At 38.2% G+C, this 25715-nt stretch carries 22 protein-coding genes; 15 read left to right on the forward strand and 7 right to left on the reverse strand.

Translation table 11 applies throughout. The annotated features are described in order from the left end of the window. Window positions 1-133 precede the first annotated feature (133 nt). The 9 genes from POD11_RS14305 to POD11_RS14345 all read left to right on the forward strand — a co-directional run bounded on the left by POD11_RS14305 (window position 134) and on the right by POD11_RS14345 (window position 11236). Window positions 134-835: a DUF3761 domain-containing protein gene (locus POD11_RS14305; protein WP_262457618.1), complete on the forward strand. Its 702-nt coding sequence runs from the start codon at window positions 134-136 to the stop codon at window positions 833-835. Window positions 836-1626: 791 nt separating this feature from the next. Beyond that, a complete protein-coding gene (locus POD11_RS14310; protein WP_016143049.1) occupies window positions 1627-2898 on the forward strand; it encodes a sensor histidine kinase in 1272 nt (423 codons plus the stop codon). A gap of 67 nt (window positions 2899-2965) precedes the next feature. Next, window positions 2966-5716: a bifunctional [glutamate--ammonia ligase]-adenylyl-L-tyrosine phosphorylase/[glutamate--ammonia-ligase] adenylyltransferase gene (gene glnE, locus POD11_RS14315; protein WP_262457619.1), complete on the forward strand. Its 2751-nt coding sequence runs from the start codon at window positions 2966-2968 to the stop codon at window positions 5714-5716. A gap of 24 nt (window positions 5717-5740) precedes the next feature. After that, a complete protein-coding gene (locus tag POD11_RS14320; RefSeq protein ID WP_016143486.1) occupies window positions 5741-6667 on the forward strand; it encodes a branched-chain amino acid transaminase in 927 nt (308 codons plus the stop codon). Window positions 6668-6735: 68 nt separating this feature from the next. Then, the gene (locus POD11_RS14325; protein ID WP_262457620.1) at window positions 6736-7626 is read left to right on the forward strand and encodes a mitochondrial fission ELM1 family protein; all 891 of its coding nucleotides are present in this window, start codon (window positions 6736-6738) and stop codon (window positions 7624-7626) included. Between the two features lie 22 nt (window positions 7627-7648). Continuing rightward, window positions 7649-8677: a glycosyltransferase family protein gene (locus POD11_RS14330; protein WP_262457621.1), complete on the forward strand. Its 1029-nt coding sequence runs from the start codon at window positions 7649-7651 to the stop codon at window positions 8675-8677. Further along, window positions 8674-9429: a polysaccharide deacetylase family protein gene (locus POD11_RS14335; protein ID WP_262457623.1), complete on the forward strand. Its 756-nt coding sequence runs from the start codon at window positions 8674-8676 to the stop codon at window positions 9427-9429. Before POD11_RS14330 ends, POD11_RS14335 begins: the two co-directional genes overlap by 4 nt. Then, window positions 9426-10190 carry a glycosyltransferase family 2 protein gene (locus POD11_RS14340; RefSeq protein WP_262457625.1) on the forward strand — a complete coding sequence of 255 codons (765 nt, stop codon included), beginning with the start codon at window positions 9426-9428 and terminating at the stop codon, window positions 10188-10190. The genes POD11_RS14335 and POD11_RS14340 overlap by 4 nt, the downstream gene beginning before the upstream one ends. Before the next feature lie 11 nt (window positions 10191-10201). Further along, a complete protein-coding gene (locus tag POD11_RS14345) occupies window positions 10202-11236 on the forward strand; it encodes a glycosyltransferase (RefSeq protein WP_262457627.1) in 1035 nt (344 codons plus the stop codon). Here the strand turns inward: POD11_RS14345 and ghy are convergent. Further along, complete coding sequence (gene ghy, locus POD11_RS14350) at window positions 11233-12123, reverse strand: glycosyl hydrolase Ghy (RefSeq protein ID WP_262457628.1); 891 nt, start codon at window positions 12121-12123, stop codon at window positions 11233-11235. The two genes, POD11_RS14345 and ghy, sit on opposite strands and share 4 nt — an antisense overlap. Before the next feature lie 68 nt (window positions 12124-12191). Between ghy and POD11_RS14355 the strand changes: the two genes are divergently transcribed. Together POD11_RS14355 and POD11_RS14360 are read left to right on the forward strand one after the other, a co-directional pair. Continuing rightward, window positions 12192-12947, forward strand: a complete 756-nt coding sequence (locus POD11_RS14355) for a glycosyltransferase family 25 protein (protein ID WP_262457630.1) — start codon at window positions 12192-12194, stop codon at window positions 12945-12947. 28 nt (window positions 12948-12975) lie between these two features. Beyond that, the gene (locus tag POD11_RS14360) at window positions 12976-13905 is read left to right on the forward strand and encodes a lipooligosaccharide outer core biosynthesis glycosyltransferase GtrOC6 (RefSeq protein WP_262457631.1); all 930 of its coding nucleotides are present in this window, start codon (window positions 12976-12978) and stop codon (window positions 13903-13905) included. 37 nt (window positions 13906-13942) lie between these two features. Here the strand turns inward: POD11_RS14360 and POD11_RS14365 are convergent, their stop codons facing one another. Next, window positions 13943-14161 carry a hypothetical protein gene (locus POD11_RS14365; RefSeq protein ID WP_009389608.1) on the reverse strand — a complete coding sequence of 73 codons (219 nt, stop codon included), beginning with the start codon at window positions 14159-14161 and terminating at the stop codon, window positions 13943-13945. 207 nt (window positions 14162-14368) lie between these two features. Here POD11_RS14365 and POD11_RS14370 point away from each other — a divergent pair, with 207 nt between their 5' ends. Beyond that, window positions 14369-15397: a stealth conserved region 3 domain-containing protein gene (locus POD11_RS14370; RefSeq protein WP_262457695.1), complete on the forward strand. Its 1029-nt coding sequence runs from the start codon at window positions 14369-14371 to the stop codon at window positions 15395-15397. A 58-nt stretch (window positions 15398-15455) separates the two neighbouring features. Here POD11_RS14370 and aspS read toward each other — a convergent pair whose 3' ends face one another. Continuing rightward, window positions 15456-17240 carry an aspartate--tRNA ligase gene (gene aspS, locus POD11_RS14375; RefSeq protein ID WP_239967410.1) on the reverse strand — a complete coding sequence of 595 codons (1785 nt, stop codon included), beginning with the start codon at window positions 17238-17240 and terminating at the stop codon, window positions 15456-15458. Window positions 17241-17410: 170 nt separating this feature from the next. Beyond that, window positions 17411-18175, reverse strand: coding sequence for a DUF4184 family protein (locus POD11_RS14380; protein ID WP_262457632.1), 765 nt, complete (start codon window positions 18173-18175; stop codon window positions 17411-17413). Window positions 18176-18311: 136 nt separating this feature from the next. Between POD11_RS14380 and znuD the strand changes: the two genes are divergently transcribed. Together znuD and POD11_RS14390 are read left to right on the forward strand one after the other, a co-directional pair. After that, window positions 18312-20393 carry a zinc piracy TonB-dependent receptor ZnuD gene (gene znuD, locus POD11_RS14385; RefSeq protein WP_262457633.1) on the forward strand — a complete coding sequence of 694 codons (2082 nt, stop codon included), beginning with the start codon at window positions 18312-18314 and terminating at the stop codon, window positions 20391-20393. Window positions 20394-20468: 75 nt separating this feature from the next. Next, window positions 20469-21932, forward strand: coding sequence for a phospholipase D family protein (locus POD11_RS14390; RefSeq protein WP_262457635.1), 1464 nt, complete (start codon window positions 20469-20471; stop codon window positions 21930-21932). A 275-nt stretch (window positions 21933-22207) separates the two neighbouring features. On the opposite strand, the gene POD11_RS14395 is transcribed toward POD11_RS14390, so the two are convergent. Then, window positions 22208-22654 carry a hypothetical protein gene (locus POD11_RS14395; RefSeq protein WP_262457636.1) on the reverse strand — a complete coding sequence of 149 codons (447 nt, stop codon included), beginning with the start codon at window positions 22652-22654 and terminating at the stop codon, window positions 22208-22210. Between the two features lie 165 nt (window positions 22655-22819). Between POD11_RS14395 and POD11_RS14400 the strand changes: the two genes are divergently transcribed. Beyond that, the gene (locus POD11_RS14400) at window positions 22820-23203 is read left to right on the forward strand and encodes an RcnB family protein (protein ID WP_239967402.1); all 384 of its coding nucleotides are present in this window, start codon (window positions 22820-22822) and stop codon (window positions 23201-23203) included. Between the two features lie 37 nt (window positions 23204-23240). Here POD11_RS14400 and POD11_RS14405 read toward each other — a convergent pair whose 3' ends face one another. Together POD11_RS14405 and POD11_RS14410 are read right to left on the reverse strand one after the other, a co-directional pair. Next, entirely contained in the window at window positions 23241-23723 is a 483-nt protein-coding gene (locus POD11_RS14405; RefSeq protein WP_086265224.1) for a phosphate-starvation-inducible protein PsiE, read from the reverse strand. A 119-nt stretch (window positions 23724-23842) separates the two neighbouring features. Beyond that, complete coding sequence (locus POD11_RS14410; protein WP_224992695.1) at window positions 23843-25624, reverse strand: acyl-CoA dehydrogenase C-terminal domain-containing protein; 1782 nt, start codon at window positions 25622-25624, stop codon at window positions 23843-23845. Window positions 25625-25715: the final 91 nt, after the last annotated feature.

The following is a 25715-nucleotide window of genomic DNA, read 5'->3' on the forward strand; positions in this document are numbered from 1 at the left end:
GATAATTTCACTTTTTAAATAAAAGCTAATTAAACTAAAAAGATAAATATATTAATATCAAATGAAGAATAGTATTTGACAAAAAATATTGTTGATCAATAATTTGACAATTTTTATCTTTTGATCAAATTGTATGATGGATTTAAATAAAAGAATCTTTGGGCTTAGTCTTTTTATCCTTTTTTTATCTTTAAGTGGCTGTGTTTCAGTAAAGACGAAGCCAGTTAATCTTCATACTGAAAAAGCTCAAGAGAAAAATAAAAAATCTTTAAAACTAGAGAGTGATTCTATTGGTGAACTCATTCATGAAATCCCAGATTTACCTGCTCCATTAGAGGTAAAAATAGTGGGTTATGTAAATGTGGATCTTTTGGAGGTATTTCCTTCTACAAAAAATCTAACCGCAATAAATCATGTGACACGAGGTACAAAGTTATTAATTTTCGATACTAAAGGTGACTGGGCTAATATTTCAGCAGATATCGAGTATCCATATTGGGTTAATTTGGCAAGTATTTGTTTTACAGAAAGATGTTGGGTTAAAACAAAAAGTTATTCATCTCAACATAGCTTAATGAAAAATACTAAAAATAGTACTCAAACGATTGAACAAAAAACAAAAACTTATACATCATCGAATAACTACAGTAGTACAAAAAATATAGTTAATGGTAGGGGGTATAAAAATGTAGATGGAAAGTACATATCAAGTCCAAAGAAATCTAAGACGCAACCGGCAGGTGCAACTGCACAATGTAGAGATGGTACTTGGTCTTTTAGCCAAAATAGGAGAGGAACTTGCTCTGGTCATGGTGGTGTAGCTGCTTGGCTTTAGCATATTTAGCTATTCTTTTTTTGATCATACAGTCTGATATCTAACTCCAAATGAAAGCTAGTGTTTAATCATGAAATATATTGGTTCAATAGTAATATAAATATCTGGGGTTTAGAGGTTCTATATGCGTATAGTGCTGTTTGTCTATAATTTGATCGTTTGATTGTGGTTATTGAAATAGACATCCATAAGTACATCCAATATAAATTTATTATTAAAATTATTTTTTATTATCAATAAGATGTAAGCATAAATCGAGTCCGACCCTCGGGACCATATTCGGAATCGTAAGATTCTACGAAAACCCCTAAGCTAACGGCTTAGGGGTTTTTTTGTTGGTTATCAAAAGCGGTTTGATCTTAAGAAATTACGTACTCACACTTTGGTTCCGAGGGTCAGACTCGAACTTTGAGTTTTAAAACATAGAACTTATAAAAATCTTTCAATTTTTATTCTCACAAAAGCCCTTATTTCAATTGAGATGAGTTTACTATGAGCCACATTAAGCCCGCCTCCTAAGCTCTTATTCAAATGGTACTTTTAAAGCCGCTTTATAAACTCGTATTTCCAACATCTTTCAACTCTCCACCTTCAAACATTTGTTGTATTTTTCTAAAGCATACCCACTTTATGTATCTGAAAACCTTTAATTGAAACTTCACATTTCTATTTTGAAAAGAACGTTGCTCTTTTAATGTACTGTGTTAAAGTTTGTAGTAGATCATAATGATTATAAGTACATTTCTTAAGAGCGGTTCCGACCAAAAACGACAAAATCTGTGAGGCGGGCAATGACATTCCAACGTTTAGAACTAAATCAGGTTGAGCAGTTAAGTGCTTGTAGAATATCTTTGTTGCTTGGATTAAATGCCGAGCAGAACTATATCGAGCAATTTTTCCGATTTAGTCTTCGTCTTTTGAATTGTAAAAAAGCCCTGTTGACTTTTAATCAGGAACCTTACTTTTGGCACCGTTGCCCTGAAGGTATGACGGCAATCTCTTTTAAGCCTTCGAAACATTTAAAACAGTGCTTTGCAAAGCAACAGTTTATTAATCATTTACATCCTTCATATCAAAACTTAATCAATTATTTAAAAGAATTAAATATTGAGTGCAGCAGGGCACTGGCTGTACATCTTTTACACCCCGATAAAACCTCAATGGGTTTTGCTGTGTTTTTTGATGATGATGCAGCAACATTTGAAGATGATGATATTCAATTGTTGCTCGATTATTGTTCTACTTTTATGCAGCAGGTTGAGTTGAAGTTTAACTATGAAGAGTTAAACGAACTCTATGAACAACAAGTTGCGATTAATTCAAGTAAAACAAAATTCTTCTCAATTATTTCGCATGACTTGCGTGCACCTTTTCATGGATTGCTGGGATTCTCTGAGGTACTCGCCAAAGAGCGTGAAACTTTAGATGAATCGAGTATTCAAAATATTGCAGATTATTTATATGACACCTCACAATCGACCTATAACTTACTTGAAAGTTTGCTGACATGGGCGATGGCAGAGGGTGGGCGTTTTGTTTATCACCCAATTAACTTTAAGCTTAGACAAGTCAGCAATATCGTTTGTGATGTACTGCATACCTTAGCTTTAAAGAAAAATATTGAACTGGTGAATGATGTTCCGGAAGATCTAAAAATCTATGCCGATATCAACATGATGACCTCCGTAATCCAAAACTTAGTATCAAACGCACTGAAATTTACCGACATTGATGGATCGGGGAAAGTTTTTATTGAAGCTCGACAAGCGGATGCAAATGTAGAAATTACTGTTCGAGACACAGGTCTGGGCATGACCGAGCAACAAATGGCAAACTTGTTCCATCCACGTATTACCGCTAGTTTTAAAGGCACTGCAGGGGAAAAAGGTGCTGGCTTAGGTTTGAGTCTTTGCAAGCGTTTTGTCGAGATTAATCAGGGAAAAATTAGTGTAAATTCCCAAAAAGGAGTTGGAACAACTTTTAAAGTTTTACTACCTTCAGCTCAAGAAAGTCATGAGGCGCTTACCGAACATCATTCTTCATCGGAAGCTAAATTAGTCTAATCCCTTTTCCTAGCACTACTCGAACTGCTATAACTAAAAAGAGAGTACGAGGAAAAGAGCTTTTTATATGAATGCGGAGCAGTTACAAAAAACATTGCGTGCGAGTCAGTACGCAGAACAAGTTTTAGGCTTGCATCAAGCTGTTTTAGAAAAAGATTATCAAATAGATCAATTTACTGCGCCGCTCTCGACCGAACAGATTTACCAGTTCGTACAAACCACATTAGATGGAATTAATGATGAAACGCTTTGGATGCGTGGTCTGCGCATTTTACGTAGTCGTTTAATGTTCCGTTGGATCTGGCAGGATGCCAATCAGCTTACCGATGTTGTCACACTCACTCGTGAACTTTCTGATTTTGCCGATGCCAGTATCTGTGCAGCAAAGGGTTTTGCGCGTGTAGCACTTGTGGCGAAACATGGTGAACCGTTAAGTTATTCTGGCAAAGTTCAAGACTTGATTGTGGTTGCCATGGGTAAACTTGGTGCCCAAGAGCTTAATCTGTCGAGTGATATCGACTTAATTTTTGCCTTTGATGAGCAAGGCGAAACCAATGGCCGCAAATGTATTGATGTACAGCAGTTCTGTATTTTGTGGGGACAAAAACTCATTTATTTACTTGAGCACATTACTGCTGATGGTTTTGTGTTTCGAGTCGATATGCGCTTGCGCCCTTGGGGTGATGGCTCGGCATTAGCGATTAGTCATGCCGCTTTAGAAAAATATTTAAGTCAGCATGGGCGCGAATGGGAACGTTATGCATGGATTAAAGCGCGTGTTGTAACCGGTGGGAAAGAAGGGCAGGACTTGTTAGAGATGACTCGTCCTTTTGTATTCCGTCGTTATGTCGATTATACCGCCTTTGCTGCCATGCGTGATATGAAAGCAATGATTGAGCGTGAAGTCTTACGCCGTCATATTGAGGATGATATTAAACTCGGTGCAGGTGGTATTCGCGAAATTGAGTTCATTGTTCAGGTCTTTCAGCTTATTTACGGTGGGTCAAAACGTGAGTTACAAGACCGTCAATGTTTAGTCAGCCTTGAACATATTGGCGAAGCAGGCTTATTAGAAAAACAAGCTGTATTAGAACTTGAAGATGCATACCTATTTTTACGCCGTGTTGAACATGCAATTCAAGCTCTTAACGATCAGCAAACCCAGTTATTGCCAGAAGAATTAGACCTAAGACAACGCATTATCGATACTTTGGGTTTCGCAAGCTGGAATGAATTTATTGATGTTCTTAATGAGAAACGTCAAAAAGTCAAAGTTCAATTTAAGCAACTCATTGAAGATACCAGCTCTAATGCAGCAACAGAGAATTATGGGCAGTTAGAGCAGCAGCTAGATGAAGTACTAGATGACAATGCGAAAAATCTGATTCATGAGTTCTGGCATGGGCATGCACTCAAAAAACTTCCTTCAAATGCTGTGCAACGTTTAAAAACGTTTTGGCCTCATTTAATTGAAGCGATCTTACAGTCAGAACACCCACAAACTGCATTGTTACGTTTAATGCCGCTTATTGAATCGGTTATGCGTCGAACCGTGTATTTGGTGATGCTGATTGAAAGTAAAGGGGCATTACAACGCTTAGTAAAAATGGCGACTGTAAGCCCGTGGATTTGTGAAGAGTTAACTCAATATCCGGTACTGCTGGATGAGTTTTTGTCGATGGACTTTGAGCTACCAAAACGTAAGGATTTAGAAGACTCATTACGTCAGCAGTTACTTCGTATTGAGATTGATCAGGTTGAAGACCAAATGCGAGCACTTCGCCTCTTTAAAAAGAGTAATGTACTCACTGTTGCTGCAAGTGATGTGCTAGCTGAAAGTCCTCTTATGAAGGTATCTGATGCATTAACTGATATTGCTGAAGTTAGTGTGAATGCAACACTTAATTTGGCTTATCAGACAGTAGCAAAACGTCATGGTTACCCGTGCGATGTTGATGGAAAACGCTGCTCACTCGACTATAAAGCTTTTGCTGTCATTGGTTATGGCAAAGTGGGCGGTATTGAGCTGGGCTATGGTTCTGACTTAGACCTTGTCTTTATTCACTACCTAGATGAACAAGCTGATACGGATGGAACGAAGTCTATTAGTGGCTTTGAGTTTGCTATGCGTGTTGCTCAAAAGTTTATGTCACTCATGACGACACAAACACTAGATGGTCGTGTCTATGAAATTGATACGCGGTTAAGACCTTCAGGTGAAGCTGGTTTATTGGTGACGAGTCTGAAAGCCTATGAACACTATCAGTTGAAAAGTGCATGGCTTTGGGAGCATCAGGCATTAGTTCGAGCGCGTTCTATTGCTGGTGATGAGGCACTTTGCCAGAAATTTGAAATATTTCGCCGCGAGATATTGACTCAGTCTAGAGATGAGGCTTATGTTCGTGAGGAAGTGCTGAAAATGCGTCAGAAAATGAAAGACCACCTAGGTTCGTCTTCTGAACAAAAAAAACATGGTATTTTTCATTTAAAACAGGACGCAGGTGGTATCGTAGATATCGAATTTATGGCACAGTATGCTGTACTTGCATGGAGCGGGACGAAACCCGATCTCGCCCATTATTCTGATAATGTAAGAATATTAGAAGATGCTGCTAAAGCAGACTGCTTATCCAGTGAAGATGCCACAGCATTAATTCGAGCCTATCTTAGTGAACGTGCCGAAAGCCACCGTTTAGCCCTTGCAAATCAATCCATGCAAGTAAGCGCAGCGGACTGGCGTAGTACCCGTGCGGTCGTTTGCAATTTATGGCAAAGATTAATAGACCCAACCGCCTCGGTTGAGTTGGATAGTGAATGATTTTATAACAATTTGGAGTGTTCCATGAATTTGGCTGATCGTGATGGTTTTATTTGGCAAGATGGACAATTAATTGATTGGCGTGATGCAAAGATTCACGTTTTAACCCATACTTTACACTACAGTATGGGCGTATTTGAGGGTGTTCGTGCTTATGAAACGCCTAAAGGTACTGCCATTTTCCGTCTTCAAGACCACACAAAACGTTTGTTAAATTCAGCAAAAATTTATCAAATGAAAGTGCCGTATGATCAAGCAGCGCTTGAACAAGCACAAATCGATGTTGTTCGTGAAAATAAATTAGCTTCTTGCTATTTACGCCCACTCATCTGGATCGGTTCAGAGAAACTTGGTATTGCAGCAACAAATAACACAATTCATGCCGCTGTTGCAGCATGGGCATGGGGTGCATACCTTGGTGATGAAGCGATGGCGAAAGGTATTCGCGTTAAAACTTCATCATTTACTCACCATCATCCAAACGTGACGATGTGTAAAGCAAAAGCATCTGGTAACTACACATTGTCAATTCTTGCTCACCAAGAAGTTGCACACTCAGGTTACGATGAAGCAATGTTAATGGACCCACAAGGTTATGTATGCCAAGGTTCAGGTGAAAACGTATTCTTGATTAAAGATGGCGTTTTACACACTCCAGATATCGCTGGTGGTGCACTTGATGGTATTACCCGTCAAACAGTAATGACGATTGCTAGAGATCTTGGTTATCAAGTAGTTGAGCGTCGTATTACACGTGACGAATTTTATATTGCAGACGAAGCATTCTTCACAGGTACTGCTGCTGAAGTAACACCAATTCGTGAATACGATGACCGTCCAATTGGTTCGGGTACCCGTGGCCCAATTACGACTGAAATCCAAAAAACTTACTTTGATGCTGTTCAAGGTAGAAATCCGAAATATGAACACTGGTTAACTTACGTAAAATAAGTTAATCCGTTAACATAAAAAGGCGAACATAAGTTTCGCCTTTTTATTTTTTGGCTTAGGGAGCTTCTATGCATATTGTCTATGTGTCTGATGGTAAGGCAGGACACCGCTCACAAGCATTAGGCTTGTTTCAGGCAATGCAAAGACAACAGCCAGAAACAACTTTTGACGAAGTCCTAATTACTGATTTGCCAATTATTTCTTTAATTCAGGCACTTTTTTCTTCAAAAAACTCCTTATTTAAACAAGCGCCTGATTTTATATTTGGCGTAGGAAGCCACACACATTTTCGTGTTTGGTTACTCGGTAAAATTTTCAAAAAGGCTAAAACGATTATTTTAATGAAGCCGAGTTTACCGATTGGTTGCTTTGACTATGCGGTTATTCCAGAGCATGACGGCATTCACGCCGACAGCCATGTGATTGTCACACGTGGCGCATTAAATCCTATTCGTAATGAAAATCGACATCAAACAGCTAGGGTTTTAATTGCATTAGGTGGTTCATCTAAACGACATCAATGGAACCCAAATAAAGTATTAAGCAGTGTTGAAAAAATTGTTGAGAATAATCCAAACGCTGAAATTATTCTGACGACTTCACGTCGAACTCCAGCAGAGTTTGTCGATATTTTAAGGCAACAAAACTTTGCCCAGCATTTACATATATTTCCAGTTGAGCAAACACCTCAAGGCTGGATTTTTGAGGAAATGCAAAAAGCAGAAGCTGTCTGGGTCACAGAAGACAGCGTGTCTATGATTTTTGAGGCACTTACTGCGGGTTGTCGAGTTGGGGTGATGGCAATGGACCGTTTGAAAGACGACCGGATTACGCACTCAGTTGATCAAATGTTAGAATCACAATTAATTTCACAGCAGACTTGTGTTGTACAGTTACCACAACCTTATGCTTTTAAAGAAGCGGACCGTGTGGCAACATATCTTTTATCAAAGAATTAAATTTTTTATTTTGAGTAAATAAATGAAAATATTGCATATTGCAAATTTTGGCTTTAATAAACAAGGCGCCCATTTTTACTGCACAGACCGTAAAATTTCTGCCGGATTAATTGAAAATGGCCATTTCGTTTATGATTTTAGTTTTCGTGACATGGCTCGTATGGGAACCATTTTTAAAACAAAAAAACTGGGTGCTAATTGGGCTAATAAAGAAGTTCTAAAGGTCGTTAATAATATTGAACCTGATCTGGTGCTCATTGGGCATAGTGACTTAATGAGTCCAGACGTTTTAAGACAAATTAAAGAATCTTATCCAAATACTAAAATTGCATTTTGGTATGTTGATCCGCTTTATCTTGAAAACAAACTGGACTTTGTCAAAGCATTCTCGCCGTACTTAGATGCTATTTTCTGTACAACAGGCGGAGAATATCTACAAAAGCTAAAGCAACCTCATTTAAGCGTGGCCTATTTGCCAAATGTCGGTCACCGTAATGTAGAAACACTACAGCAATTTTCAAACTCTAAGACTGACAAGACTTTTATTTTCTGCGGTGTGGTCTATAAAGAACCTGAGCGTGAAAAGTTCTTAAAGGACTTGGCAGGTGCTTTGCAACAAGGGCATGTAAACTATCAATACTATGGTTGTTTTGAACAACCCGGTGTTTATGGTAAAGCGTATTATAAAGTTCTCTCTGAAACAAAAATGGGACTTAATTACTCACGCCGTAATGATGTCACCTTGTATAGTTCTGACCGTATTGTTCAGCTGACTGGTAATGGTTTACTTACCTTTAGCCCAAGAATACCGGGCTTTGAGAAGCTCTACACCGAGCAGGAAGTGGTTTACTTTGATGATCAGTTTGATTTGGCCAAGAAGATCCAATTCTTTAATCAAAACCCAGATCAGGCTGAAAAAATAGCGAAAGAAGGCTGGGAGAAAACACGCAAATCTTTCAATGCTAAGCGCATCACCCAATTTATGGTTGAGGTGACATTTAAGCAGCCCTTTTCAGAAGATTATGAATGGTCACATGAGGTGTATGCATGATGTGGTTTTTGTACGTTGCGGTAGGCCTACTAGCACTTGCTGCACTGTTATATGTGCTGGGTAATTATACATTCTGGCTTCCGTTTCGTTCGAGTAAACTACCACGCATTGTGATGTTGCATCAGGTTACTCCTAAAGATGCAGCCTCAGGTATGAACATGCCTCCTGAAAAGTTTGAACAACTCTTACAGTTGTTGACGCGTAAAAAGGCTACTTTTTGCTTTGTTTCTGAGCTTGAACAATACCGTAATCAAAAGAATGTCGTTGCTTTAAGTTTTGATGATGGTTTTATGGATAATTATCTTTATGCCTATCCATTACTTAAAAAATATAATGCAAAAGCAACCATTTATTTGGCAACTCAAATTGAAGGAATTGAAAAGCTCACTCATGAGCAAATTCATGAAATGGCCAAATCTGGTGTTATTGAGTTTGGTGCGCATACCCAACATCATGTTAACTTACTTAAGCTTGATGACCAAACCGCTTATGATGAAATGTTTCAGTCTAAACGTGACGTTGAAGCGTTAGTTGGAAAATGTCCGAGCTTTGCTTATCCATTTGGTCGATTTAATGAAAAGCACCAGAAAATGGCTCAAGAGATTGGCTTTAAAAACGCCGTATCGACTCGTAAAAAAATCGAAGCGTATGAAGTAAGTAATCAATTTAATATTCCACGTGTCAGCACGCATGGTGCCATGAATGCTTTACAGATGCGTATCGCCCTTGCTAAAGGACGTTATAAGTTATGAATAAAATTCCATGTAGTGTCTATATTGTCACCTTAAATTGTGGTGCTTGGTTAGAGCGAACTTTGCAAAGTGTCAGTGATTTTGATGAAGTAATTATTTTAGATTCGGGCAGTACTGATAATACTTATGAAATTGCTCAGAGTTTTGAAAATACTCAAATTTCTCATCAAGAATGGCAAGGTTACGCTGGGCAAAAAAGTTTAGCTTTAGCAAAATGCCGAAATGATTGGGTACTCAATTTAGATGGCGATGAAGTCTTATCTAACGAGTTAAAACAAGAGATTGTTGAGACCATCCAGCAGAACAGACTTGATGCTTTAGTCACTCCTATTAATGATGTATTTTTAGGTGTTCCCAATAGCAAACATACCAAAAAACATGCAAAAGTGCGTTTTTTCCGCAAGTCTAAAGGGCATTATGATCTTGCCAATAAAGTCCATGAAAATGTGATTGTAGATGGCGAATCTCAGCGTGCTCAACATGATATTTATCATTATGGTGAGTCGAGCATTTTCGTTAAGGTCGAAAAAAATAACCAATATTCCAACTTGAAAGCATTAGAGAAATACCAAAAAGGAAAGTCTCCAAGTGTGGCTAAATTGATTTTGGTGATGCCTGTGACTTTTATGAAGTCTTATTTTATTCGCCGTAGTTTCTTAAATGGTTGGCGTGGTTTCGTAAATAGTATGATTAACGCGTTTTATGCTTTTCTAAAAGAAGCAAAGCTGTTTGAACAAACCATGAATAAAGATAAAAAATAAGTAGGCAAGCTATGAAAATTGTTCAGGTATTGGCAACTAGCGGTGGAATTGGTGGATTAGAGCAGCATACTTTTAACCTTGTTAATGAGCTCGCTTTAAATCACGAAGTACATGTGATTGCACATCCTTGCTATGTAGACAAGTTTAGCCAACAAGTACATTTTCATGCCGTCGATTTTGCACGTAGCCGTTGGAATATTCTTTTACTGTGGCAACTTAAAAATCTTATCCAGCAAATCCAACCCGCTATTGTTCATGCACAAGCAGGAAAAGCGGCTGAGCTGATTGCACGTATTAAGCCATTTTTATCTGGTCCAAAGTTTGTAACGACTGTTCATGGTACTAAAAAGAATAAATCTGCTTATTTAACGGGTGATGCTGTTATTGCGGTGGGCCAAGCGCTAACGCAAGGCATCCCAGAGTCTAAAGCACACGTAGTTTATAACGGGGTATATCCTCAGCCCGTACTTACAACTGAAAATAAAGAAAAGTTACTTCAATCGATTCAAAAAGATTTTGCTGAGCTAGACACAAGCAAAAAAGTAGTTATGTGCATTGGGCGCCTAGAGCCAGTAAAAAATATCAGTTTACTGATTGAGTCGATGCAGCAGATTGATGCCAATTTATGGATTGTGGGCGATGGCTCACTTCGAGCAAGTTTGGAAAAACAAGTCAGTGAATTAAACATGCAAAATCGGGTCGCTTTTCTTGGGTTTAGAACTGATGCTCGAGATCTGGTGCAGTTGGCTGATATTGTAGTTTTATCGTCAGACCGTGAAGGTTTTCCACTTGTTATGGTCGAAGCATTGCAGGCCGATAAACCAATGGCTTCAACTAAAGTGAATGGTGTGATTGAGTGGTTGCCAGAACAATATCTGGCAGAAATTGGAGACGCACAAGGTTTAGCAAGAGCGATTCAATGTGCACTTCAACCAGAGGCGCAAAGTGACTTTAGCCAGCTATATGCAAAGGCCAAGGCTGAACTGACTGTACCAGCCATGGCCGAGCAGACGTTTAATATTTATAAAGGCCTGCTAAAGACTTAATTATTTTTTGGCGTAAGGCGGATGGCATCAAGTACCACGAAGTTATCTTCAACATTAATAGTATGGCAACCGTCATCTGCTTGATTCCAGTCTGGTAAAACTACTTCTAGTAATTTTTCTTCATAAGCTGTTGGGCTAAGCTGAGTAATCGCTTTTAATTCGATATTACCACCATAACGTTTTAAAGAATCTTGGCTTGGTCGAACCAGCTGCCCTTTATAAATAAAAGGTTTGCCTGCCATACGGAACTGCTGACTGCCTCGGCACACTGGATTCATTGGGTGCTCTTGCCAGTTAGGATTTAAAATATCTTCGGTAAAGAACAGGTCTAAACGGTCACCAAATTTCTTACAATCACGACGCGTTGAGGTAAAAAGATACCATAAGCCCTCATGGTAAAAAGGGGTGCTATCGACTGCTTCAATATTTTCAATAAGGTTGGAATGCTTTTCCCATTTCAGCGGAAACTCAGTACATTTCCAAAGTTCGATGGTCTTGTTGGCCGATGTTTCAGGGACCATGTACCAAGTGTTATCTATTTTAAATACGTAAGGGTATGAGAGGTGGTAATCGAGTTTTAAAATGGTTTCAGGCGGGGTGTAAGTGCCATCTTTAAAAACTTCCAAGACCGAAAGAAAGCCCACGGGATGTTCATCATCCACTTCTTCAAAAAAAATGAAATGACGACCATTTTCATAAGCATAAAAACTATCTGCAAAGGTAAACTTTCTAGGGGAATGGATCTCAAACAGAGAATCTAATTGCTCAAGTGTTGTAAAAGGTTGTTCTAACCAGCCAAAACGCATATACCAATGAGAGTCAAAAGATTTTGCTTTTTTTGCTTGTTGGTACTTGTACCATTTTTTTTGAATCAGGCGATTTAGCATTAAATTTTACACTCGATATAACTATAATTAGATAGACTATCCCTGACTCATTTTAACATTTGAATGAAATGAAAAAATATTTAATCAGTATTGAATCTGCTAATAGTGAACGTTTAAATAAGTTGTACTCTCAAGCAACATTTTACAAATATCGCGATGAATTCAAGCAATTTGGGGTTATAGGTAAAAATTTAAGTGTGAGTGAGTATTTTCAACAGGGTGTAGCAGGCAAGAAAAAACCAATGACGCCTGGTGAACTTGGTTGTGCAATGTCACATATTGCTGCATTGAAAGATTTTTTAAATTCTGATGACGAATATGCCATTATTTTTGAAGATGATGTAATTGAACGTTTTGAAATTGATTTCCAGAATTTAGAAAAACATATTCGTTCTTTGAACTTAGGGCCTTGCTTTTTCCTTAGCTTGGGCGGTATTCAAATGAAAATATGCAATCGTGTTCGTGGAAAGTTTTTACCCGAAGAATTGTATAACCAAAAAATTTTAAAAGTTGATTACGACTATCTTGAAAAACTTGCTTATGCTTATGCCTATGTTGTAGATCGTAAAATGGCTCAAATGTTGGTTGATTATCATCAACCGATAAAAATTTATGACCATTGGCAAGATCTTGTGGGACGAGGGGATTTTAGTTTCTATGTCAGCTTTTTATTCGATCACCCAATTATTGAAAATGATGATGCATTAAGTTATCTAGAAAAGGAAAGAAGCTTAATCACTCCAATTTCACAAGATGACAGTGATTTATTACGTTACTTAAGAGTTAAATTAAAGAAATATATACTTAATAAATATATAATTTAGCCGTTTTTTCGGTTTTATTATTAATTTTATGATTAAGCAAAAAAATATTATTATTGGGTCGGCAACGGGATACAATGCTGACCTCATCTCTTCTTTTGTCTATTCTTTGGAAAAGGCTAGCTTTGATGGAATATTGTCTTTAATTATCTATAAAGAGCAAATGACTGAGTTTGTGAATGCATTCTCAGATATCAAAGGTTTTAAAATTGAATTTAAAGTTTCAACTATTGGAAAATTTAAATCAAAATCAAAATATTCAGGTATTTATAAGTTTAAGTTTGTAAAAAATATTTTAAAAAAAATTATTAGCTTAACTGTAAATGAAGCAGTTCCTGATTCAAAAATTAAAGCTCTTAAAATTACTGGTTATCCACATGTGAGCCGTTTCTTTGAATATAAGGAAATTGTAGAAAGTCATCCTGATGCTTCACATGTATTGCTTAGCGATGTTCGTGATGTTTTTTTCCAGAGTAACCCTTTTAAAAATCTTGGCAAAGGACTATTGGTAGGGATGGAAAATCCGGATTATACGATTGGTACTGAGCAATATAATCAAAAATGGATTAAGGATGCGTATGGAGAGGGCTTTTATAATCTTGCAAAAGATGAGCAAGTATCTTGTTCAGGGGTTACTATTGGTGATCATGAATCAATTAAAGTCTATATCAATAAGATGATTGAGGAGTTCTGCAAACAGCCATATCAAAAAATGTCTGAAAGAATTTATGATCAGGCCATGCATAATAAATTATTAATTACTAATAATTTAGCTGATGTAACTCGCTGTCAACCCTTTCAATCAATTATTGTAACTCTTGGATTATACCCAATAGATCAAATTGCAGTTAATGATCAAGGTTTTATTATCAATCGCAATGAAGAAATTATTCCTATTGTCCATCAACATGACAGACATCCGGAACTACTTCAGTTATGTGATAATTATGTTGGGAAATAAATTTAAGATTTTCTAAATTTTATATGGAATGCGGATATTAATTTTTATCCGCATTTCCTTTTAAAACCATATAAATCAGTGCAACAAAAATAAGCAATGCACCTGCTAAGCTACTTACACAGAAATAAAGGATACGTTGACTTGTAGTGATGTTAAATAATTCATTTGCAAGGATATAGCGCATCAAAAACCATTGCGCAAGAGAGAATACAATCACAATTAAAGCATGTCGACGTACATCAGGACGCATTGCCATAATGAATTACCAAGGGAGAAAAGAAAGAATGGGGATATTATGCCACTTGCCCACTACCATCTCAATAGAAGCTTAATTAAGCAAATTATTTAGAAAAAATAAAATTATGAATAAATTGTGAAGTTTTATTAACATTAATAAACTTTGAATTCTATTTTTATCAAATTTTATCTAGTAAATTACTGTATTTATTTGGATATATGTTTGATGCAGCCTATCGATTTTGTAATGATTTGGGTGGACTCAACCGATACCAAATGGCAGCAGCAATATCTATATTATAAATCCAAAGAAACTAAAACAAAGATTGATGAAGTCGTTGAACAATGTCGCTATCGCGATTGGAATAACCTCCATTTTTGGTTTAGATCTGTTGAGAAATTTTGTCCTTGGGTTAGAAAAATTCATCTTGTGACCTGTGGCCATTTTCCTGAGTTTTTAGTTAAAAATCATCCCAAGTTGAATCTAGTTACTCATGATCAAATTATAGAACCAAACTGTTTACCGACTTTTAATTCACATGCTATTGAAATCAATATTCATAAAATAGAGGGCTTGGCAGAACACTTTGTCTATTTTAATGATGACACTTTCATTAACAGCCCTTTAGAGCCTGAGTTCTTTTTTAAAAACGGTTTACCCTGTGATGGGATTCAGCTACAGCCCTTGATGGTGGTAGGGCAAGAGAACTTTTTGGGTGCAGTTGCTTTGACTGATGTAGCGATTATTAACAAGTATTTTGATAAGCGTAAATTATTTCATAACAATCCCTATGCACTTTTTAATCATCGTTATTCGATGAGTAATAATTGGGGGAATTTTTTAAGTTTATATAACCGAAAATTTTCGAGCTTTTATAGTACTCATTTGCCTCAACCATTTTTGAAATCAGTGTTTGAAGAAGTCTGGCAAACTGAAGAGAGTTATTTAAAAGAAGTATCAAGTCATCGCTTTAGACAGCCTTTAGATGTTAACCAATATTTGTTTAGGTTATGGCAGTTATGTTCAGCCCGTTTTTATCCTGTAAATATATTTGAGCGCGGCCAAAATTTTAATTTAAGACTGCAAAATCTCCCCGAAATTAACCAGATTATTAAAAGTGAACGGCTTCCACAAATTTGTCTAAATGACGATGAACAAGTGGTCGATTTTGAAAAACTAAAAACAGAAGTTATTCAAATTTTTGAACAAAAATTTAATACGCTTTCAAGCTTCGAAAAAGAAATGTCTCATTAAAATTCTCTTATTAAAAAACCCTGCATAAGCAGGGTTTTTTAATTTGAAAATCTAAAAATTATTTAGATTCTTCAGCCTTTGGCTTTTCACGTAAGCGGATGCCCAAGTCACGAAGCTGATTTGCTTCAACAGGAGCAGGCGCTTGAGTAAGTGGACATTCAGCAGTCTTAGTTTTCGGGAATGCAATAACGTCACGAATAGAAGTCGCGCCAGTCATAAGCATAACTAAACGGTCAAGACCAAATGCCAAACCACCGTGAGGAGGAGCACCGTAACGAAGCGCATTCAGCAAGAAGCTGAATTTCTCTTCTGCTTCTTCATCAGAAATACCAAGCGCTTCAAAAATCGCTTTTTGCATTTCTAATGTATAAATACGTAGAGAACCACCACCAACTTCAGTACCGTTCAATACCATGTCGTAAGCAACAGAAAGTGCTTCACCTGGATTGCTCTTCACGTCTTCTACGCTAGATTTAGGTAGCGTGAATGGGTGGTGAACAGAAGTCCATTTGCCATCGTCAGTTTCTTCAAACATTGGGAAATCAACAACCCAAAGTGGAGCCCACTCACATGTTGAAAGATTCAAGTCGTGACCAATCTTGACACGAAGTGCGCCCATTGCATCATTTACAACTTTAGCTTTATCAGCACCGAAGAATACGATATCGCCATCTTGTGCACCAACACGTGCCAATAGTTCAAGTACAATCGGTTCAATGAATTTAACGATTGGAGATTGAAGACCTTCAATTCCTTTAGCGAGTTCATTCACTTTAATGTACGCTAAACCTTTAGCACCATAGATGCCAACGAATTTAGTGTATTCATCGATTGCACTACGTGGCAATGATGCTGCACCTGGAACACGTAACGCAACAATACGACCTTTAGGATCTTTTGCAGGACCAGCAAATACTTTGAACTCTACTTCTTGCATTAAGTCTGCAACGTCAACAAGTTTCAACGGAATACGCAAATCCGGTTTGTCAGATGCATAATCACGCATTGCTTCGCTATATGGCATACGGCGGAATTTTTCAAATTTTACGCCAAGCAAGTCGTTAAATAGTTTAACAGTCATGCCTTCCATCAAATCCATGATTTCATCGTCATTTAAGAACGATGTTTCAATGTCGATTTGAGTAAATTCTGGCTGACGGTCAGCACGCAAGTCTTCATCACGGAAACATTTCGCGATTTGGTAGTAACGATCAATACCACCAACCATCAATAATTGTTTAAACAATTGTGGTGATTGTGGAAGTGCGTAGAAGCTGCCATTTTGTACACGACTTGGTACTAAATAGTCACGTGCGCCTTCAGGAGTTGCACGAGTTAAAATCGGAGTTTCAACGTCTAAGAAACCGTGATCGTCTAAATAATTACGGATCAAGTTAGTTACTTTAGAACGGAAACGTAAGCGATCTAACATTTCTGGACGACGGATGTCCAAGAAACGATATTTTAAACGGTGTTCTTCTGACACGTTAATCGTGTCATCATTTAATGGGAATGGCGGAGTTTCAGAAGCAGCAAGAACTTCGATTTCTTTGCCTAAAACTTCGATTTGACCACTCACCATATTTTGGTTTTCAGTACCTTCATAACGGCGACGAACACGACCTGTAATTTTTAATACATATTCAGAACGTGCTTTATCTGCAGTTGCAAATGCTTCTGGAGTATCTGGGTCAATAACCACTTGAACGAGACCATCACGATCACGCATATCAAGGAAAATAACACCGCCATGGTCACGGCGACGATGTACCCAACCGCATAGTGTAACGGTCTGGTCGATTTGGGCTTCAGTTAAAGAGCCACAGTAATGAGTTCGCATCATGATGAAGATTATCCAAACTATATTGGCTGAAAGGACGGATGCGTAAACCGCGCACCGTCAAAAAAGTAAGTTTTCGATTATGCCTTGTTGGATGGTTTGCCACAAGAACTAGATCAAAAAACCGCAGAAATTAAGCTGAAAATGAGCAATTTGGCAGCAACTTTAAGTATTCACCCCATTCTTTTTTGTCGATCTAAAACCAAGAATAGTAAGCATCCTAAGCTAAAGGTACTTAGCCAGCCTTGCATAAATTCATTAATAGAACGACCAGTGAAATAATAGGTATCGGCATGCCAAACTTCATGAGGAATGTAGCGGGCATAATCCCAAAAAGAGAATAAACCTAACAGTGTAGATAGAATGAACAGACACCATGCGAAAATTTTAATTTTATAGTTTACTTTCCAGTGTTGTTTGTAGCGCTGATAATAGTGAATACTCATCCAGACAATAAAAGGTAAGGCAAGAGCTGAGGTGCCTAGCTGCAAAAGACGATGTAAGGGATAAGGATGCCCGAAAAGATGAACTGTGGTTGCTAATACATCTTTAAATGCAAAAGTCCGAAAGTCAGAATGTGTTAGGCCATCCCAAATTAAATGAGTTGCAATCCCTACAATAAGTGCGAGTAATGTTCCAATCAAAAATAAAAAAATACGTTTTATAGAGTGGAGGTCAAGATCATGTTGAATACCAAAAAACCGATAAATTACAGGCCGATAAAGTAAATACCAAATAGCACAGAATAGTAATCCTAATGCAAGATTTGGGTAGAAAAGTCCTTTCCATTGATGAGTCAACATCCCTGATTGCATTGTAAATAAGCGGTAAAGATCGGGTGTCATACTGCCAATTGCCAATGCAGCAATTGGTAAAGTGTTTTGACTAAGCTTGGAAAGAGGTGGTGCTATAACGGCATGAGAGATGGTAAAAGGCATTAGAAATTAGAATTTACTCACATCATTTAATTGGCCAGTCTAACGAATCATCTGATTAGAAATGTTTTTTATTGCAAAACAACTGAAATGTTATAATATAACAAAACAAAAGGCGTAGCGATCAGAGAATCACCTCATGTTGTTCTATAAAAATATTTTGACCATATCCATTTTGGCTGCAATATCGGTACCTGTATTTGCAGCAGAAAGTGAAAATGTTGAAAAGTTAGAAACTATTCGGATTAAGGCCCATCCACTTGAGCAAACATCACAAGATTTTGCCGTTGCAGATACTGTGGTTGATCAAAAGCATTTAGCGCAAGGTGCTGCCACCATTGGGGATGCACTCAGTAGTGAAGTTGGAATTTATGCCAATCAGTTTGGGGCGGGGTCGAGTCGTCCAGTGATTCGTGGACAAGATGGACCACGTGTTAAAGTTCTTCAAAATTCATCAGAAAATATTGATGTCTCGACATTGTCTCCTGACCATGCGGTAACTGTAGATCCTGTGCTTGCAAAACAAGTGGAAGTGATTCGGGGCCCTTCAACTTTATTGTTTGGTGCTGGAACTGTTGGTGGTTTAGTCAATGTAATTGATAACAAGATCCCTACGCAAATGCCTGAAAACGGTTATGAAGGACAAGTTGGTTTACGTTATAACACTGGAAGTGATGAAAAACTGGCGAGCGCTGGCGTAACTGTTGGCTTGGGCAGCCAAGTTGCTTTACGTGTTGAGGGGTTAACACGTGATGCAAATAATTATATTGCACCAAATTATATTCATGAAGGTGAAAAAGAGCGCCGTGTAGACAATACTTTTGCTCAGGGTGATTCAGTTAACGTTGGTTTGTCTTGGATTTATGACCGTGGTTATACGGGTATTTCTTATAGCAATCGTCGGGATCAATATGGTTTGCCTGGGCATAGCCATGAATACGAAAGTTGTAGCGCTCATCTAGGTGGAAGACCACATTTGCATTGTGATCCACATGAGCATGAGCACGAAGATGGGGAAGAAGCTCATGATCATGGACAAGAAGAACATGATCACGAACATGGCGGCCCATGGATTGACTTAAAATCTGAGCGTTATGATTTTAAAACCGAGTTAAATGATCCATTCGCAGGCTTCCAAAAGTTACGTGCACAAGCGAGCTATACTGACTATCAGCATGACGAAATTGAAGAGGGAACAATTGCGACTCGATTCCAAAACAAAGGCTATGATGGTCGTATTGAGTTAGTACATAACCCGATTGCAAGTTGGGAAGGGGTGATCGGTGCTCAGTTAGGCCAACAAAAATTAGATTTAACTGGTGAAGAAGCTTTTATGGCTCCGACCACTACCAAAAAATGGAGCGTATTTGCTTTAGAACATAAACAATGGAAAGACGTACATTTTGAGCTTTCTGCACGTGCAGATCAGCAAGAGATTGATGTAGACGATAACGCTAAACAGGATTTTGATGGTTCGGCATTTTCTTACGCAGGTGCTGCGAATTGGGAGTTTGCACCGAACTATAAACTGTCTTTTGTTGCTTCACATCAAGAGCGTTTACCTTTAGCTCAAGAGTTATATGCAAATGGTGGACATTTTGCGACGAATACTTATGAGTTGGGGAATGATCAACTCAGTAAGGAAAAATCGAATAATGTTGAATTAGGTTTACATTTTGATAATGACAAACTTGATTATCATCTGCATGTTTACCATAACTGGTTTGATGACTACATCTATGCACAAACCCTTGACCGTTATAAAGACTTCCGTTTAGTCCAATATACTCAAGATAAAGCACGTTTCTATGGTGCTGAGGGTGAAATTGGTTATCAAATTACCCCAATGTACAAGATCAGTGCCTTTGGTGACTATGTACGCGGTAAAATTGATGCAGAAGGGAACGCTCCACGTATTCCAGCGGGACGTTTAGGTACTAAAGTTGATGCAGATTTTGGCGATGGCTTTAGTGGTTCTGCCGAGTACTACCACGTCTTTAATCAAGATAAGATCGCAGCTTATGAGACTGAAACTGAAGGCTATAACATGCTCAATCTTGGTCTAGCATATGCTGGACAATATGGTGCAAAAACAGATTACCGTGTTTATATGAAAGCGAATAACTTGTTAGATGACACGGTTTATCAGCATGCTTCGTTCTTATCAAATATTCCACAAGTTGGACGCAATTTTACAGTAGGTGTTGATTTTAGTTTTTAAGGCTTTAACACGAAACTAAACTTGAAAAATCAATCCAAAAGACCTAATTTGAAACCATCAAGTTAGGTCTTTTTTATGCGTATTTTTCAACGAATTCATCAAAAAATAAATTGGTCAGGGCGTCGTTATATGGCGGTATTACTTTGCGTTGTTGCTATTGCATATCTTGCATCGGCGATTTACCACACAGTAAAACCATTACCACAAGGGATTAACTTTAGTGGCAAGCTTAGACATGCCGATGTCAAATTTTTAGCTGATAAAACCTATCTTGATGCCAAAGGACAGCAACAGGTTGATCAACACATTTTTGATGAAATCTTGAAAATGATTGATGAGGCAAAATCTACGATTGTGGTGGATATGTTCTTGTTTAATTCAGAAGTGGGTGACTCGAAACTCAAGCAAAGACCGTTAATGCAAGAGTTAACCGATGCATTAGTGAGTAAGAAAAGACAGAATCGCCAAATTCAGATCGTTATGATTACCGACCCGATTAATTCGGTATACGGTGGTCTAAGCCCTGAACACTACCGTCAATTACGTCAGGCAGGTGTCGATGTGATTGAAACCAATTTAACTCCTTTGCGTGCTTCTAACCCGTTTTGGTCTGGGTTCTGGTACATCTGCTGTCAAAATGTTGGCAATAATCCTGAAAAGGGCTGGTTACCAAATCCATTCGGTGATGAAAAAATTACACTGCGCAGCTATTTAAATTTATTTAACTTTAAGGCAAATCACCGTAAAACTGTGGTAGTCGATACTGATGCTGGTTGGAAGTCATTAGTGACCTCAGCAAATCCACACGATGGCAGCTCTAGACATTCTAATGTCGCGTTGGTTGTAACAGGGGCAACAGCGGCTGATGTTCTCCAAACTGAAGCTGCTGTTGCGCAAATGTCAGGCAGTAGCTCTCCATCGCTCATTTTAGGTGACTTTGAAAAAGACGTAACCAAACCTCAAGTTCAGGTGTTAACTGAAGGGGCGATTTATCAATCTGTACTTAAATTGATTAATTCAGCGAAGCCGAAAGAGCATCTTGATTTAAGTATGTTCTATTTGTCTGAACGTAAAATTATTCAAGCACTAAAAAATGCTCAAGAGAGAGGCGTTATTGTCCGAGTTTTACTTGACCCAAATAAAGATGCGTTTGGTCGACAAAAAAATGGAATTCCTAACCGTCAGGTAGCTTCAGAACTACATGCCGCCGGCATTCCAATCCGCTGGTGTGATACCCATGGTGAGCAGAACCATAGCAAAATGATTTTGAAATATAACGCCCAACAAGCTGAATTGATTGTAGGGTCTGCCAATTTTACAGCCCGTAATTTAAAAAATTACAACCTTGAAACAGATATGTTGGTTGTGGGTAAAGTTCAAGATCAGGTCTTTAAAGATGCGCAAGATTACTTCAATACTTCTTGGTCAAACTTACAAGGTAGACAGATGAGCGTGGATTACGTGAAGTATGCAGATGAGTCTAAAGTGAAGTATTGGATTTATCGCTTTATGGAATGGTCAGGATTGTCGACTTTCTAATTCTATTTTTTATATAAACGTTGAGGCTATATGTTCACGACGGAGACTTACCTAGTCTCACCCTAAACCTACAGCTCATTCGTTGCCGTGATTTTGTACAAAATTGGAAAGGTGATTGGCGACATGGAAGTCGCCGTTTCACTGTGTGGCAGGGAAGCAACATCAGTGAAACAAAGGTTTTTGTCACTTTTGACCTCTCAAAAGTGAGACATTAGCCTATACAAAAAGAAATTTGAACATCACTGTAAGTATAAAGGCTGTGCCATAAGTCCGATTTAAGGCGCTGGCGGAATTAATTGATCCAACGCTTTATCATCAAGTTTTTCTATTTCACTCAAATCAGTCTTAATTTTCCACTGTGTCTCATCATCTACAGGGTTTGGTAAACGTGCCTCAAGCCAGTCACAGACCACATCTGGAGAGAATTCAGGATGATTACATTGAATAATCCACGATAAAAAATCTTTGGCTTCACCATTCATATACGGTGGTGGTGAAACAGGAAAGAATAAAGTCGGTAGACGTTCATTCGTCGATAGATAGTTTAAAACATGCCCTAACTCTTGAACGGTTTGCCATGCAAGGGCATGCTCTACGTCAATACTGAACTTAAACCACCAAGCATGTTCGCCATCTGCTCCATGAGCCATAATTCGGGCTTCTTGTACACTTGGAACTTTGCAAAAAAATTGATGAAGACGCTCAAAACTGATTTCAGACACAGCAATTGACCTAGTTTGAAAAATGGTAATGGTAGCACAGATACAGATTCTTCATATTTTCTTTATAGTCATTACAAAGTTTAGCAATCAAAGCGGTTTTATACATGGTTTCTCCTTGAGTCTCTTCTAATCTAGCTTCATATCAAGATTAAAAGGAAATAGGCCATGAAAAAGCCAATCGTTCTTGTACTTTCGACATTAATGTTAGGTATGTCAGCTACCGCGATGGCCGATTCTGGGCACCGTTGGGACAATAACCATGGTAAACACTATGATCGATATGAGCATCGTGATGACCGCCGTCATGATTACCGTAATGATCATCGGGCGCCAGTTTGGTCAAATGCTGATCGTGGTAAACACTATGGCAACTATGTTGCTTTTAAACGTGGTGAACGCATTCCTACTCAATATCGCAATAGCCGTTATTATGTTTCGGACTGGCGTGCACACCGTTTATATGCGCCACCACGTGGATACCATTGGGTTAAAACCCCTAATCAATACTTATTGGTCGACTCAAGACACAACATTTACCGAGTTCGTTAAATGTAAAAATAAAAAGGCCTCAATATTGAGGCCTTTTTTATGCTAACTCGTCATCTTGCGGTTGAGGGGTTTTCAAGTTATTGGAGGTTTTTGCGTGTTTCTCTTTCATTACTGATGGGTAGTGCCATGAAGCAAATCGTACGACAAGAATAGATAAGGCTAAAATCAAAATTGAGCCAGTAATAATGACTTGATCGATATCCGCTTTGTGGTCATGTTGGATATCTGAAATGAGTAGACGGGTTAAGGCCGTAATCGCGACATAAATAAGAAATCGCACTGGCATATGATTGGTTTTAAAGTAAATTCCAACCATTGCTCCCAGCTCTAAGTAGATAAATAATAATAAAATATCATCAATTGAAGCATACTTTTTGACGGTCAGAATTTCAAAAACTGTATTGGCTGCGGACCAGGCCACCATACAGCCAATAATAAACAGGGCTAAATAATGAAAAGCTTCAACGGCATAATGACCAAATCGGTCCAGAATACGTTCATACTTTTTGGAATCGGGCATAGTAAGGTCTTTTGTTTACTTAATAATGCTTAGAAATTAAACAAATTTCATGCCAATTGAAATAGTAAATATAAAATAAAAAACGCCTGAATTGTCAGGCGTTTTTGTGGAAAACTTAATTAAGCTTGATTTGTAAAGTAATCTTCACTAAAGCCCATAATTAAGTCTGAACCAGCTTTAATCTTAGCAATGCGCGCATCAATATCTGGCAAGATGCGTTCAACAAAGTACTGAGCCAAAGCAAGTTTATTTTGATAGAAATCACCAGACTTATCTTTAGCAGCGGCAGCAATTTTCGCAAACATATATGCGAAGCTGAGTAAGCCCACTGCATGTAAATAATCAACCGCAGCTGAGTTCGGGAAATCTACATTCTCAGCAGCTTGTTCAATAATAAACTGAGTGATCGCTTCAATTTCAGTTGCAGCATCTAAAGTTGCATCTTTAATGAAGTTTAAATCAGTATCTAAGTCATTTGCGAAGTCACGAATTTCAGTGATGTATTCAGCAATGAACGCACCGCCACATTTAATGGTTTTACGACCAATTAAATCTTGAGATTGAACGCCGTTAGTTCCCTCGTAGATTTGAGCAATACGAAGGTCACGAATACATTGTTCCATTCCCCATTCACGGATATAACCGTGACCACCGAACACCATCTGAGCATCTAAAGTTGCTTGGAATGCTGTATCTGTGAGGTAAGCTTTTGCAATTGGAGTTAAAAGCGCAACGCGGTCATTGGCTTTTTTCACTGCTGCTGCATCAGTTGAGAATTTAGTGATATCGAGTTGCTGACCTACATATACAGCAAATGCACGAGATGCTTCATTATTTGCACGTGCGTTTAACAACATACGACGTACATCACCATGGACTAAAATGCTGTCAGCAGGTTTATTTGGTGATTGAACACCAGCTGCACTACGGCCTTGTAAACGATCAGTCGCGTATTGAGCAGCATTTTGATAAGCAAATTCAGATGCACCTAAACCTTGAATACCCATTGATAAACGTTCGTAGTTCATCATAACGAACATGGCAGCAAGACCTTCGTTCTCTTTACCAACGAGGTAACCTTTTGCTCCATCAAAGTTCATCACACAAGTTGCAGATGCTTTGATACCCATTTTATGTTCAATAGAACCTGGGCCAACATGGTTACGGTCGCCTAAAGAACCATCTTCATTTACAAGGTACTTCGGTACAATAAATAGCGATATACCACGTGAACCAGCAGGGGCATCTGGAGTTTTAGCAAGGACCAAGTGAATGATGTTTTCAGCTAAATCGTGGTCGCCGCCAGTGATGAAGATTTTAGTACCTGTGATGTTATAAGTACCGTCTTCATTACGTTCTGCTTTAGTTTTGATAATACCTAAGTCAGTACCTGCATGTGGCTCGGTTAAGCACATTGTGCCAGACCATTCACCTGAATAAATCTTAGGTAAATATGTTTCTTTTTGCTCTTGAGATGCGTAGCTGCTTAAAGCCATACCTGCACCCACTGAAAGAAGCGGGTAGAGCATAAATGATGGGTTTGTCGCAAATAACATTTCATCAGAAAGAACGGTGAGCATTTTTGGCATGCCTTGGCCACCCCATTCTTCATCGGCACCTAAGCCAATCCAGCCGCCTTCTGCATATTGACGAAATGCATCTTTAAAACCAGCTGGTGTGAACACCTCACCGTTTTCATAGCGAGCGCCTTCTTCATCACCGGTACGGTTTAATGGATGAGTCACGTTCTGAGCAAATTTAGCCATTTCTTCTAAAATTGCTTCAGCTGTTGCAGCATCTACATGAGCAAGTTTCTCATTAGACTGCCAAAATTGTTCTGCTTTAAATACATCATTTAAGATGAATTTCATATCAGCTAAAGGAGCATTGTAAATTGGCATAATCGTTCACCTTTTTTGTGCACATTGGCCTGTGCTAGATATCCTGTAAAACGAAATGGATATGGAATTTAAAGTGTAAATTTATCATTGA

Origin of the sequence: Acinetobacter sp. P1(2023) (assembly GCF_028367635.1) — a bacterium.
GTDB classification, from domain to species: domain Bacteria; phylum Pseudomonadota; class Gammaproteobacteria; order Pseudomonadales; family Moraxellaceae; genus Acinetobacter; species Acinetobacter pittii_E.

Coding starts and splice junctions, on each gene's coding strand:
- POD11_RS14305 (WP_262457618.1), top strand. CDS start 134: ATGATGGATTTAAATAAAAGAATCTTTGGGCTTAGTCTTTTTATCCTT.
- POD11_RS14310 (WP_016143049.1), top strand. CDS start 1,627: ATGACATTCCAACGTTTAGAACTAAATCAGGTTGAGCAGTTAAGTGCT.
- glnE (WP_262457619.1), top strand. CDS start 2,966: ATGAATGCGGAGCAGTTACAAAAAACATTGCGTGCGAGTCAGTACGCA.
- POD11_RS14320 (WP_016143486.1), top strand. CDS start 5,741: ATGAATTTGGCTGATCGTGATGGTTTTATTTGGCAAGATGGACAATTA.
- POD11_RS14325 (WP_262457620.1), top strand. CDS start 6,736: ATGCATATTGTCTATGTGTCTGATGGTAAGGCAGGACACCGCTCACAA.
- POD11_RS14330 (WP_262457621.1), top strand. CDS start 7,649: ATGAAAATATTGCATATTGCAAATTTTGGCTTTAATAAACAAGGCGCC.
- POD11_RS14335 (WP_262457623.1), top strand. CDS start 8,674: ATGATGTGGTTTTTGTACGTTGCGGTAGGCCTACTAGCACTTGCTGCA.
- POD11_RS14340 (WP_262457625.1), top strand. CDS start 9,426: ATGAATAAAATTCCATGTAGTGTCTATATTGTCACCTTAAATTGTGGT.
- POD11_RS14345 (WP_262457627.1), top strand. CDS start 10,202: ATGAAAATTGTTCAGGTATTGGCAACTAGCGGTGGAATTGGTGGATTA.
- ghy (WP_262457628.1), bottom strand. CDS start 12,123: ATGCTAAATCGCCTGATTCAAAAAAAATGGTACAAGTACCAACAAGCA.
- POD11_RS14355 (WP_262457630.1), top strand. CDS start 12,192: ATGAAAAAATATTTAATCAGTATTGAATCTGCTAATAGTGAACGTTTA.
- POD11_RS14360 (WP_262457631.1), top strand. CDS start 12,976: ATGATTAAGCAAAAAAATATTATTATTGGGTCGGCAACGGGATACAAT.
- POD11_RS14365 (WP_009389608.1), bottom strand. CDS start 14,161: ATGGCAATGCGTCCTGATGTACGTCGACATGCTTTAATTGTGATTGTA.
- POD11_RS14370 (WP_262457695.1), top strand. CDS start 14,369: ATGCAGCCTATCGATTTTGTAATGATTTGGGTGGACTCAACCGATACC.
- aspS (WP_239967410.1), bottom strand. CDS start 17,240: ATGATGCGAACTCATTACTGTGGCTCTTTAACTGAAGCCCAAATCGAC.
- POD11_RS14380 (WP_262457632.1), bottom strand. CDS start 18,175: ATGCCTTTTACCATCTCTCATGCCGTTATAGCACCACCTCTTTCCAAG.
- znuD (WP_262457633.1), top strand. CDS start 18,312: ATGTTGTTCTATAAAAATATTTTGACCATATCCATTTTGGCTGCAATA.
- POD11_RS14390 (WP_262457635.1), top strand. CDS start 20,469: ATGCGTATTTTTCAACGAATTCATCAAAAAATAAATTGGTCAGGGCGT.
- POD11_RS14400 (WP_239967402.1), top strand. CDS start 22,820: ATGAAAAAGCCAATCGTTCTTGTACTTTCGACATTAATGTTAGGTATG.
- POD11_RS14405 (WP_086265224.1), bottom strand. CDS start 23,723: ATGCCCGATTCCAAAAAGTATGAACGTATTCTGGACCGATTTGGTCAT.
- POD11_RS14410 (WP_224992695.1), bottom strand. CDS start 25,624: ATGCCAATTTACAATGCTCCTTTAGCTGATATGAAATTCATCTTAAAT.